The sequence below is a fragment of the Rhizobium sp. SRDI943 genome (assembly GCF_057653695.1).
This window is the reverse complement of sequence record NZ_CM172787.1, coordinates 4,416,664-4,429,103: the sequence shown is the minus strand read 5'-3', so window position 1 is coordinate 4,429,103 and position 12,440 is coordinate 4,416,664. Positions and strand designations below refer to the sequence as shown.

The 12,440-nt window shown below is 62.6% G+C and carries 8 protein-coding genes; 4 read left to right on the top strand and 4 right to left on the bottom strand.

Going from position 1 to position 12,440, the window contains the following annotated elements:
• Nucleotides 1–8: 8 nt before the first annotated feature.
• The 4 genes from AC245Y_RS22115 to trxA all read left to right on the top strand — a co-directional run bounded on the left by AC245Y_RS22115 (nucleotide 9) and on the right by trxA (nucleotide 7,878).
• Nucleotides 9–740, top strand: a complete 732-nt coding sequence (locus tag AC245Y_RS22115; RefSeq protein WP_012759565.1) for a nucleotidyltransferase family protein — start codon at nucleotides 9–11, stop codon at nucleotides 738–740.
• Between the two features lie 3 nt (nucleotides 741–743).
• Nucleotides 744–3,938 (top strand): double-strand break repair protein AddB, encoded by a 3,195-nt coding sequence (addB, locus tag AC245Y_RS22110; protein ID WP_017995603.1) that lies wholly within the window; start codon nucleotides 744–746, stop codon nucleotides 3,936–3,938.
• Nucleotides 3,931–7,482 (top strand): double-strand break repair helicase AddA, encoded by a 3,552-nt coding sequence (gene addA / locus AC245Y_RS22105; protein WP_017995602.1) that lies wholly within the window; start codon nucleotides 3,931–3,933, stop codon nucleotides 7,480–7,482. Before addB ends, addA begins: the two co-directional genes overlap by 8 nt.
• A gap of 75 nt (nucleotides 7,483–7,557) precedes the next feature.
• Nucleotides 7,558–7,878, top strand: coding sequence for a thioredoxin (gene trxA / locus AC245Y_RS22100; RefSeq protein ID WP_003544118.1), 321 nt, complete (start codon nucleotides 7,558–7,560; stop codon nucleotides 7,876–7,878).
• Between the two features lie 70 nt (nucleotides 7,879–7,948).
• On the opposite strand, the gene AC245Y_RS22095 is transcribed toward trxA, so the two are convergent.
• From AC245Y_RS22095 to trpB, 4 genes are all read right to left on the bottom strand, one after another.
• Nucleotides 7,949–9,301 carry a bifunctional folylpolyglutamate synthase/dihydrofolate synthase gene (locus AC245Y_RS22095; protein ID WP_017995601.1) on the bottom strand — a complete coding sequence of 451 codons (1,353 nt, stop codon included), beginning with the start codon at nucleotides 9,299–9,301 and terminating at the stop codon, nucleotides 7,949–7,951.
• Nucleotides 9,302–9,328: 27 nt separating this feature from the next.
• The gene (accD, locus tag AC245Y_RS22090; protein WP_017995600.1) at nucleotides 9,329–10,234 is read right to left on the bottom strand and encodes an acetyl-CoA carboxylase, carboxyltransferase subunit beta; all 906 of its coding nucleotides are present in this window, start codon (nucleotides 10,232–10,234) and stop codon (nucleotides 9,329–9,331) included.
• A gap of 142 nt (nucleotides 10,235–10,376) precedes the next feature.
• Complete coding sequence (gene trpA, locus AC245Y_RS22085) at nucleotides 10,377–11,216, bottom strand: tryptophan synthase subunit alpha (protein ID WP_012759560.1); 840 nt, start codon at nucleotides 11,214–11,216, stop codon at nucleotides 10,377–10,379.
• A 3-nt stretch (nucleotides 11,217–11,219) separates the two neighbouring features.
• The gene (gene trpB, locus AC245Y_RS22080) at nucleotides 11,220–12,440 is read right to left on the bottom strand and encodes a tryptophan synthase subunit beta (protein ID WP_017995599.1); all 1,221 of its coding nucleotides are present in this window, start codon (nucleotides 12,438–12,440) and stop codon (nucleotides 11,220–11,222) included.

The window sequence follows — 12,440 nt, the reverse complement described above, 5'->3', positions numbered from 1 at the left end:
GGATCAGAATGACCATCAGACAAGCCATGGTACTGGCCGCGGGTCTCGGAACCCGCATGCGCCCGATCACCGATACGATCCCGAAGCCGCTGGTGAAGATCGACGGCAAGCCGATGATCGACTACACGCTGGATTGCCTGGTCGCGGCCGGCATCGAACGCGCCGTCGTCAACGTTCACCACCACGCCGACCAGATGCTCGACCATCTCGGGAATTATCACGGCCTCGACATCGTCATATCGGACGAGCGGGACGCACTGATGAATTCCGGCGGCGGCCTGGCGAAGGGGCTGAGGCTGCTTAGCCGCGACAATATCTTCGTCATGAACGCCGATCTTTTCTGGATCGGCGAACAGCAGGGGAGGCCGACGAACCTAGAACGCTTAGCCGGATTCTTTGACGCCGAACGCATGGATATGGCGCTGCTTTGCGTTGGGATCGAGGATACGACGGGTCACAACGGCAAGAACGACTTCAGTCTCGCGGTCGATGGCCGGCTGACGCGTTATCGCGATGATCCCTCCAATCCCGTCGTCTATGCCGGGGCGATCGTCATGAACCCGTCGCTGCTCGACGATGCACCGAAGGATGCCTTCAACCTCAATATCTATTTCGACAAGGCGATCGCGCGCGGACGGCTTTTCGGCATGGTGCTCGAAGGCCATTGGCTAACGGTCGGCACGCCCGACGCGATCGGCGAGGCGGAGGAAACGATCCGGCGACTGCGGACGTTTGCGTAAGCCATGGCGGAGCGGCACCAGCCACGCATCGTGACGATCCCCGCAGGCCTCTCCTTCCTGAAAACGCTGGCGACGACACTTTGCGACGGCCGATTGACGCCGATTTTCCGGCACGACGCCGATGATCCGCTATCGCTTGCCAAAGTCACGATCTACCTGCCGACCCGGCGCGCCGTGCGTGTGCTGCGTTCCGAATTCGTCGACCTGCTCGGCGGCCGCTCGGCGATCCTCCCCATGATCCGCCCGCTCGGCGAAACCGATGACGATAGCGGCTATTTCGACGAGGCGCTGCCGGCAACGATCGATCTCGCCCAGCCACTGTCGAATACCGGCCGTCTGCTGGAGCTTGCGCGCCTGATCCTCGCCTGGCGAAACAAGCTGCCGGAGATCGTCCGCCACATCCACTCGGACTCGCCGCTCGTCGCGCCGGCAAGCCCGGCGGATGCGATCTGGCTCGCCCGCAATCTTGCGGAATTGATCGATTCCATCGAGACCGAGGATCTTGACTGGTCGGAGCTGTCGAAACTCGATACCGGCGATTATGCCGCCTGGTGGCAGTTGACGGCGGAGTTCCTGCAGATCGCCAGCGCCTTCTGGCCCGAGCGGCTGGCCGAACTCGGCAAATCCTCGCCGGCGCGGCACAGAAACGCCATTCTCCGGGCCGAAGCAAGCCGGCTTTCGGCGACGAAACCCGCCGGGCCGATCATCATCGCCGGTTCGACGGGTTCCGTTCCCGCCACCGCCGATCTCATTGCCGCCGTCGCCCATCTGCCGGAAGGCGTGATCGTGCTTCCAGGTCTCGATCTCTCCATGCCCGAAAGGCACTGGCAGATGGTCGCGCCGGAACCGGCGCCCGGCCAACATGCCAATCCGGCAAGCCGGAGCCATCCGCAGTATGGTCTGTCTTCGCTGCTCAAGCGGCTGAAGCTGACGCGGGCCGACCTCACGCTCCTCGACAGACCGGAGGCCGATCTTGAGCGGCGTGCCGAAATCCTGTCGCAGGCCCTTGCTCCGGCGGAGGCGACCAGTGACTGGGGAGCTTGGAAAAACGACCTGCCGGCAGGCGCGCTGTCTTCGGCCTTCTCTGATGTCTCGCTGATTGAAGCCGCCAATGAGCGCGAGGAAGCAACCGCGATTGCCATCGCGCTCCGGCTGGCGCTGGAAAGACCGGGACAGGACAGCGAGAGCCGGGCAGCACTCATAACCCCGGATCGCAATCTTGCGCGGCGGGTGATGGCCGAGCTTTCCCGCTTCGGCATCCTCGCCGACGATTCGGCCGGTACGCCGCTTTCGGCCATGCCGCAGGGCACCTTGCTGCAATTGCTGCTGGAGGCAGCGCTGCGGCCGGGCGATCCGGTGGCGATCATCTCGCTGCTCAAACATCCGCTTGCCCGCTTCGGCCTGGAACGCGGCGCATTGATTTCCGCTACCGAGGCGCTCGAGCTGCTGGCACTGCGCGGTGGCGTGGCAGAGGTGGATATCAGCACGCTGGAACCGCTGCTCGCTCACCAACTTGCCGAACAGGCCCTGGACAGGCACGCGCCGCAATGGCGAAAAGCGCTTTCGCCCGAGGCCGCCGACGCCGCATACGACCTTGCCCGGCGGGTGACACAAGCGACCGAGCCTCTGGCTTCGGCGCTGATGCGGGAGCGGCCGGAAGATCGTGGAAGAACAGCGCGCTTCACATTGTCGGAATGGGCGAAGCGCACCGGCCGTTCGCTTGAAGCGGTCGCGGTTGATCCGCACGGCAATCTCGCCGATCTCTGGTCGAACGAAGCGGGAGACGCCCTCGCCGCCCTGCTTGGTGAAGTGATCGACACGGACGGCCAGATGGAGGCCGACGGACCGCAATGGATCGACATCATGGCAGCCCTTGCCGCCGGTCATGCGGTGAAGCCACGGGCGCTCAGCCATCCGAGGCTCTTCATCTTCGGCACGCTGGAAGCCCGCCTGCAGAGCGTCGATACGTTGATCCTCGGCGGCCTGAACGAAGGCACGTGGCCGGGACAGACCGCCAATAATCCCTTCATTCCGCGCATGATGAAGACGGAGATCGGCCTCGAGCCGCCGGAGCGGCGCATCGGCCAGCTGGCGCATGATTTCGAGATGGCAAACGGTACGCGCCATCTGATCTATTCGCGCGCGCTGCGCCAGGGCTCAACGCCAACCGTCGCCTCGCGTTGGCTGCAGCGGCTGCTGGCGCTCGGCGGAGAGACGTTCGAAGCGGAATTGAAGGGACGCGGTAACCGGTTCCTCCAATGGGCCGCTCTCATCGATCGAGGAGATGCTCAGGCGCCGGCGCAGCGCCCCTCGCCGAAACCGCCGCTGGCGCTGCAGCCGAAATCCTATTCCTTCAGTGAAGTCGGCCGGCTGCGCCGAGATCCCTATGCCATCTATGCCCGCCGTGTGTTGCGGCTCGACCCGGTCGACCCGTTCAATCGCGATCCAGGGGCGGCCGAACGCGGAACGCTCTACCACAAGATCATCGACCGTTTCATCCGCGAAGCCCATATCGCCGGCACGCCGGATGCGGCAGCGGCGATGGAGCACGTCCTTTCCGAGCTTTTCGACATGGAAAAGCTGCCGCCGCATATCGATGCCGTGTGGCGGCCGCGCTTTCGCGCGGTGGCCCGCGCCTTCCTCGAATGGGAGGCTGGACGCCGGCATGGCATCCTGAAAACGCTGACGGAGGTGCGGGGTGGCATGGAGCTGGAGCCGATCAATATCCGGCTCACCGGCGTCGCAGACCGGATCGACATAACAGGACCACACTCGGCCGACATCATCGACTACAAGACCGGCTACAATCCCTCGCCGGCGCAGGCACGCGTGCTTCTCGATCCGCAGCTTGCGCTTGAAGCGGCGGCCTTGAGCGCCGGCGCTTTTCGCGATGCCGGCAGCCTCGTGCCGCAGGATCTTCTCTATGTGCGTCTGCGTCCGGGAAGCCGCTTTCAAGTCGATACCGTCAACAACGAGAGCTCGGCCCGCAGCGACAAGGCGAAATCGGCGATGGATCTCGCCGCCGAATCGATCGACCAGCTGGTCAAATTCGTGGGGTTGCTGCAATCCAGCGAAAGAGGCTTTACCTCGCGGCTGATCCCGGCCCAGCAATTCGATTTCGGCGGCGACTACGATCATCTCGCCCGCGTTTCCGAATGGTCGACGGCCGAAACCGAAGAGGGCGGCGGCGATGAGTGATGTGACCGCCATTCCCAACGACGACGATCCGGGCGCCTGGATCGGCTGGACGACGATCCAGCAGGCGATTGCCTCCGATCCGCTGCGTTCGGCATGGGTCTCGGCCAATGCCGGTTCCGGCAAGACGCATGTGCTGACACAGCGCGTCATCCGGCTGCTGCTATCAGGGGCGCGGCCTTCCGCCATTTTATGCCTCACCTACACCAAGGCCGCAGCGTCGGAAATGTCGAACCGCGTCTTCGAACGGCTGGCGGAATGGGTGGTGCCTGACGATGAAGACCTCGGCCGTCGCATCACACAGATCGAAGGCATGGCTCCCGACGGACTGAAGCTTGCCGAGGCCCGCCGGCTGTTTGCCAAGGCGCTGGAGACACCAGGCGGACTGAAGATCCAGACGATCCATGCCTTTTGCGAGGCGCTGCTGCATCAGTTCCCGCTAGAGGCCAACGTTGCCGGGCATTTCTCGGTTCTCGACGATCGCGCGGCGGTGGCGCTGCTTTCCGATGCGCGCCGGGCGCTGCTGACGGCAACGGCGCCTGACGAAGACAGCGCCCTTTCCGAGGCATTCGCCTACGTGCTCAATCTCGGCGACGAATCTGGACTGGAGAACCTGCTCGGCGACATCGTCGCCAACCGCAATGCCATTCGTCGTTTCACCACGACGGCGGAACAGCAGGGCGGCGTCGAAATGGTTCTGCGCAAAAGGCTCGGCCTTGCCGCCGGCGACACGGAAGACCGGATCGCGGCGCAATATTGGCCATTGCCCGCGCTTTCGGGCGGCACGCTGGAGCTTTATCTCTCGCTCGCCGACCAGAAAGGCGGTGCGAAGGCGCAAGAGGTTGCCTATGGCCTCAGGCTCACCGGGCGGGAGCGCGACGACGCAAGGCGCGCTGAGATCCTCGAAAAAATCTTTCTGACCGTGAAGGGCGAGCCCAAGGCGGACTCGCAATTCTTCGTCAAGGCCATGCTTGCCGAGGCACCGCAGCTGGCGGAGGCTATCGCCATCGCCCGCGCGCATGTCGCAGCAAGCCGCGACCGGCTGAAGCTGATGCGGATGTACGGCGCCACGCATGCGGCGCTCGTGCTCGCCGATCGGCTGAATCACGACTATGAGGAGTTGAAGAAGCAGCGCAGCCAGCTCGATTTCGAGGACCTGATCACCCGCACCGCCGACCTCCTGACGAAAAGTGGCGTCGGCCCCTGGATCCACTACAAGCTCGATCGCGGCATCGATCATATCCTCGTCGACGAGGCCCAGGATACCAGCCCGATCCAGTGGAGCGTCATCCAGTCGCTCGCCGAAGATTTCTTCTCCGGCGAAAGCGCCCGGCCGATCGTGCGCACGCTATTTGCCGTCGGCGACGAAAAGCAGTCGATCTATTCCTTCCAGGGGGCGAGACCCGAGCGTTTTTCCGAGGAGAGCGACCGGACGCGGCGGCGCGTTTCCGACAGCGGGCAGAGTTTTTCCTCCGTGCGGCTGCCGCTGTCGTTCCGCTCGACCGCCGACGTGCTTGAGGCCGTCGACCACATTTTCAAGGCACCCGAGAACGCGCGCGGCCTCAGCGCGCTCGGCGAACCGGTCGTGCATCGCTCCAGCCGCATCGGCCATCCCGGCGCCGTCGACCTCTGGGAGATGGTCGCGCCGGAAGCGGTGATGAAGGAGGAGGACTGGACGGCGCCCTTCGACGCGACGCCGGAAAGCGCGCCGGCCGCGATCCTCGCACGGCGGATCGCCCATTCGATCGGCAGTCTCGTCGGCCGCGAAACGATCGTCGACAAAGGCAAGGAGCGCCCGATCGAGGCTGGCGACATCCTGGTGCTGGTGCGTAAGCGCGACGCCTTCGTCAATGCATTGACGCGCGCGTTGAAGCGGCGCGGCGATATTCCCGTCGCCGGTGCGGACAGGCTCGTGCTGACCAGCCATATCGCCGTGCAAGATCTGCTGGCGCTCGGCCGTTTCCTGCTTCTGCCGGAAGACGATCTTTCGCTCGCCGCCGTGCTCAAGAGCCCGCTTTTCGACCTTTCGGAGGACGACATCTTTGCGGTCGCCGCGTTGCGTGGCGACAATGAAAGCGTCTGGAGCCATCTCAAAAGCTTCGCCGCCGACGGCACCGAGCGTTTCCGCGCCGCCGTCGAGAGGCTGGAGCTGTTTCTCCGGCAGTCCAGGAGCCTTTCGGTTCACGATTTCTATGCGCGCGTGCTGGGCAGCTATGGCGGGCGGCGGCAATTCCTTGCCCGTCTCGGCACCGAGGTCAGCGATATCCTCGACGAATTCCTGACCTTCACGCTCGACCACGAGACCTCCGGCCTTCCCGGGCTGCAATCCTTCATCTCGACGCTGGAACTCGAAGCACCGGTGATGAAGCGCGAGCAGGACAAGGGGCGCAACGAGGTGCGGATCATGACGGTGCATGCCTCCAAGGGTCTTGAAGCACCGATCGTTTTCCTCGTCGACGGCGGTTCGAAGGCCTTCACCCATACCCATCTGCCGAAGCTTCGTCTGATCGAGACCGGCCCCGACGAACCGCCGATGCCCGTCTGGGTTCCTGTCTCCGATCTCGCCAATTCGCTGACCCAGGATGATGCCGCGCGTATCCAGATGCTGGCCGAAGAAGAATATCGTCGGTTGCTCTATGTCGCCATGACGCGTGCCGCCGACCGGCTGGTCGTCTGCGGCTATCGTGGCGTGCGTGTGAACAACGACACCTGGCACATGATGATTTCGACGGCACTGCGCGACGACCATCCGCATGTGGAGGCGACCACATTCTCCGGTCCCGATGGGGAATGGCCGGGCATCAAATGGCGCGTGCCGCGGGTGGAACGAAGCTTCGAGCGTATCGGCCGCAGCGAAGAGCGCGGCAGCGAGGAGACCTTGCCGGACGGCCTGTTGCGGCCATTGCCGCCGCAGGCTGAGCTGCCCCGGCCGCTCAGTCCTTCCGGCGCCGGGACGATTATCGATGAAGACGCGGGTGGCCTGCTGGTCGTCTCGCCGCTGTTCGGCGAGACGGAGCGCAGCGATCGTTCACTGGAGAAAGGCAGGCTGATCCATCGCATGCTGCAGGCGCTTCCCGAAATTCCACTTGCGGAGCGACCTGATGCGGCCAGCCGTTATGCTGAACGGGCAGCTCGATTCTGGCCGGAAGCCGAACGGCGCAAGCTTGTCGATTCGGTTCTGAAACTATTGGACGAGGAAGGTCTGCAGGCCGTCCTCGGTGCGCAGGCCCAGCCAGAAGTTTCGATCATGGGAACATTGACGCTCGAAGATCGGCGCTATGCCGTCTCCGGCCGCATCGACCGTCTTGCCGTCCTTGCCGATCGCGTCGTCATTCTCGACTACAAGACCAATCGGGTGCCGCCGGCAACAGAGGAGGCTATCCCCTTCGCGCACCGGGCGCAGCTGGCGATCTATCGCGAGATCCTGACGCCACTCTATGCTGATAGGCGTATCGATTGCATGCTTGTCTATACCGAGAACGCCTCACTCTTCACGCTGAGCGAAAAAGCGCTCGGTTTGGCGCTTGCAGCGGTCAAGACAAAGTGAAATACCGGACATTGAAAATTCGGCACCGCACCATCACATGTGGTTCAACACCCAATTCCGTTAAAGGAGCAGCCCATGGCTACCGTGAAAGTCGATATCAATAACTTCCAGTCGGAAGTTCTGGAATCCGCAGAACCCGTCGTCGTCGATTTCTGGGCCGAATGGTGTGGCCCGTGCAAGATGATTGCTCCGAGTCTCGAAGAAATCGCCGTCGAGATGGAAGGCAAGGTCAAGGTCGCCAAGCTGAACATCGATGAGAACCCGGAACTCGCTGCACAGTTCGGTGTGCGCTCCATTCCGACCCTTGCAATCTTCAAGGGCGGCGAAGTTGCCGATATCTCTGTCGGCGCAAAGCCGAAGACGGCTCTGTCGAACTGGATTTCGAGCGCCGCCTGATTGATATCGGCCAACTTATATTACTTGACGAAAAAGCCCGGTTCGACCGGGCTTTTTCATTTCGCGGCCTTCATTTCGGGGGCGTGCCGTTGTCGGCAAGCACATCGCCGACAAGATAGAGAGAGCCGCCGACCAGGATGCGCGGCGGCAATGCCTCCGGATCGACGACGGCTTTTATCGCTTCCAGCGCATCCCCGACCGTCGACATCGGTTCGGCAACCAAGCCGGCATCATAGGCGGCATTCGACAAGATCACCGGGTCGATCATCGCTTCACTGCCGCGGATCGGCACGCAGAATATCTTCTCGACCAAGCCGGCAAAGGCCTTGAAATAGCCGACCGGATCCTTGGTGTTGATCATGCCGATAATCAGAAAAAGTGGCCGAGACTGGCGCTCCTCGAAATTGGCCATGGCTTCGGCGATCACTTCGCCGGCACCCGGATTATGCCCGCCATCGATCCAGATCTCGGCGCCGGCGGGCGCATGCGACAGCAGCCGGCCCTCGCTCAGACGCTGCAGCCGGCCCGGCCATTCGACCGAACCCATCGCCTTTTCCATCATCGTCTCGGTGACGGTAAAACCCGCCGCCTTGACGGCCCGAATGGCGGCAGCGGCATTGGCATATTGATGCCGGCCGGGAAGACGCGGCAGCGGCAGGTCGGCAAGACCGAACTCGTCCTGGTAGACGAGCCGGCCATATTCCTCATGCGCCATGAAATCCTGCCCGAAGACGGCGCTCGGGCAATGCAGCCGTTCGGCCGTCGACATCAGCACGTCGAGAGCTGCGTCATATTCCTGATGACCGATGACAACGGGAAATCCCGGCTTCATGATGCCGGCCTTTTCGGCCGCGATCAGCTCGACCCTGTCGCCGAGATAGGGCTGGTGATCCAGCGAAATCGGCATGATCACTGAGACGGCCGGATCGGAAATGACATTGGTGGCGTCGAACCGGCCGCCGAGACCGACTTCGAGGATCGCGGCATCGGCCGGATGTTCGGAAAACAGGATGAAGGTGACCGCCGTCAGGATTTCGAAGACGGTGATGTGCTGTCCTGCATTGGCAGCGGCCACGCGACGCACGGCCTCGGCAAAGACGGCGTCATCGACAAGCTGCCCGCGTCCACCCTTGACACCAATGCGATAACGCTCGTGCCAATTGACCAGATGCGGTGAAGTGTGGACATGAGCACTGTAGCCGCCGGCTTCGAGCAAAGCGCGGCAGAAGGCGGTGACCGACCCCTTGCCATTGGTGCCGGCGACATGGATCACCGGCGGCAGTTTCCTGTGCGGATTGCCGAGCACATCGAGAAGACGGGTGATGCGATCGAGAGACAGATCAAAACCCTTGGGATGCAATCCCATGAGCTTGTCGATCTCCTGTGCTGCCTCACTCACCGCGGTTTGGCCTCTGGGTATCAATTCAGCACCCCGCCTGCTTGTCGGTTATCAGGCGCTCGCCGCCAGAGCAATCGCGCCGCCATTCATGTCGTTCGCCGCAGAAACCGGCTTCTTGGTCAGGATCTTCAAGAGGCGCGCCAGCGTTTCCGGAATATCGTGACGCTTGACCACCATGTCGACCATACCATGCTCCAGCAGATATTCGGAGGTCTGGAAGCCTTCGGGCAGTTTTTCACGCAGCGTCTGCTCGATCACGCGCTTGCCGGCAAAGCCGATTTCGGCGCCGGGCTCGGCCAGATGAATATCGCCAAGCATGGCATAGGAGGCCGTGACGCCACCGGTCGTCGGATTGGTCAGCACGACGATATAGGGCTGCCCGGATTCCTTGAGCATGTCGACGGCAACCGTCGTGCGTGGCAACTGCATCAGCGACAGGATGCCTTCCTGCATGCGCGCACCGCCGGAAGCGGGGAACATCACCAGCGGGCACTTTTCAGCCGTCGCGCGCTCGAAAGCCTTGACGATCGCCTCGCCGGCGGCCATGCCGAGCGAACCGCCGATAAAGTTGAATTCGTGCACGACGGCCACGAGTTTCAGTCCCTGCACCTTTCCGACACCGGCAAGGATCGTATCTTCCTGTTCGGTCTTCAGGCGGCTGTCGCGCAGGCGATCGCTATATTTCTTCGAATCGCGAAACTTCAGCGGATCCTGCGCGACCTTCGGCTGCGGCAGCGATTCGAACTCGCCATTGTCGAAAAGATCGGCCAGGCGGGCCTTGGCCGGCATCTTCATGTGATAACCGGACGCCGGAATGACCCATTTGTTGCCTTCCAGGTCCTTGTGGAAGACCATCTCGCCCGTTTCCGGGCACTTGATCCAGAGGTTCTCCGGCACTTCGCGACGGCCCAGCATGGAATTGATCCGCGGGCGAACGTAGTTGGTGATCCAGTTCAACTCGAATACTCCTGATAGTCTAAAAGCGCGTCGCGATCTTTCAGATTCGCTGCCACGCTTTAGGTCCTAGTTTCCCGCATGTCGTTGCCGCAAAAACGCTGCACACTTTTGCGCGACATGCTTTATTGCCAATGTGGGCAAACTATTCGGCAGCAACAAGGCGCGCCGAACGTGTTCCCGTGGAAAGGCCGCGCACCAGCGTGGCAACCGCCTGAACAGTGTCCGCCGTTGCCTTTCCGTCATGCGTCAAGCTGGTCGCGACCTGATTGACGATCGCGGTGCCGACGACGACGCCGTCGGCCGAACCGCCGATGACCTTTGCATGTTCCGCCGTCTTGACGCCGAAGCCGACGCAGACGGGCAGGCTGGTATGCTGCTTGATGCGCTCGACCGCGCCCGAAACCAGCGACGGATCGGGCAGCGCCGAACCGGTGATGCCGTTCATCGAGACGTAGTAGACGAAGCCGGAGGTGTTCTTCAGTACCTTCGGCAGGCGCTTTTCATCGGTCGTCGGCGTCGCCAGGCGAATGAAATTGATGCCCTTGCGGATCGCCGGAATGCAGAGTTCGTCATCCATCTCGGGCGGCAGGTCGACGACGATCAGGCCGTCGATGCCGGCGGCGAGTGCGTCGTCGAGGAATTTCTCGACGCCGTAAATATAGATCGGGTTGTAGTAACCCATCATCACGATCGGCGTCGCATCGTTGGTCTTGCGGAAATCGGCCGCCAGCTGCAGCGTCTTCTTCAGCGTCTGGCCGCCTTTCAGCGCGCGCTGGCCGGCCAGCTGGATCGCCGGGCCGTCGGCCATCGGATCGGAAAAGGGCATGCCGAGCTCGATAATGTCTGAGCCCGCCTCCGGCAGCGCCTTCATGATGCCAAGCGAGGTGTCGTAGTCAGGATCGCCGCCCATGAAATAGGTCACAAGCGCCGGACGGCCCTCGGCCTTCAGCTCGGCAAAGCGTTTGTCCATGCGTGCGGTCATGTCTTACAGTCCCATTCCCAGAAGCTTGCCGACGGTGAAGATATCCTTGTCGCCGCGGCCGGAGAGGTTCATTAGGATGATCTCGTCCTTGCCCATCGTCGGTGCCCGCTTGATGACCTCGGCAATCGCATGCGAGGGCTCGAGCGCCGGGATGATGCCTTCGAGGCGGGTCAGGGTCTGGAAAGCCTCGAGCGCTTCGTGGTCCATGATCGGCACATAGTCGACGCGGCCGGTATCGTTCAGCCAGGAATGTTCGGGGCCGATGCCGGGATAATCGAGGCCGGCCGAAATCGAATGGCCTTCCTTGATCTGACCGTCACCGTCCTGCAGCAGGTAGGTGCGGTTGCCGTGCAGCACGCCCGGCGAACCGGCGGTGATCGAGGCGCAATGTTCGTCGCCCTGCAGACCCTTGCCGCCGGCTTCGACGCCGACGATCTTGACAGAGGGATCATCCAGGAAAGGATGGAAAATGCCGATGGCGTTCGAGCCGCCGCCGACGGCAGCGATGACCAGATCCGGAAGACGGCCTTCGGCCGCCAGCATCTGCTCCTTCGCCTCGATACCGATCACCGACTGGAAATCGCGGACCATCTCCGGATAGGGATGCGGACCGGCGGCCGTTCCGATCAGGTAATAGGTATCCTCGACATTGGTGACCCAGTCGCGAAGCGCCTCGTTCATGGCGTCCTTGAGCGTGCCACTGCCTGCGGTGACCGGTTTGACTTCCGCGCCGAGCAGTTTCATGCGGAAAACATTCGGCGCCTGACGCTCGACGTCGGTGGCGCCCATATAGACGACGCAGGGAAGGCCAAAGCGGGCGGCCACGGTCGCGGAGGCGACGCCGTGCTGGCCGGCCCCGGTTTCGGCGATGATGCGGGTCTTGCCCATGCGCTTGGCGAGCAGGATCTGGCCGATGCAGTTGTTGATCTTGTGCGAGCCGGTATGGTTCAGCTCCTCGCGCTTGAAATAGATCTTCGCGCCGCCGAGTTCGGCCGTCAGCCGCTCGGCGAAATAGAGCGGGCTCGGGCGGCCGATATAATGCGCGCCGAGATGCTTCAATTCGGCCTGGAATGTCGGATCGTTCTTCGCCCTGTTCCACTCGTCCTGCAGATCCAGGATCAGCGGCATGAGTGTTTCGGCGACGAAACGACCGCCATATATGCCGAAACGGCCATCTTCATCGGGGCCGGAACGGAAGGAATTCGGTTTAGGCGTCTCGTTCAC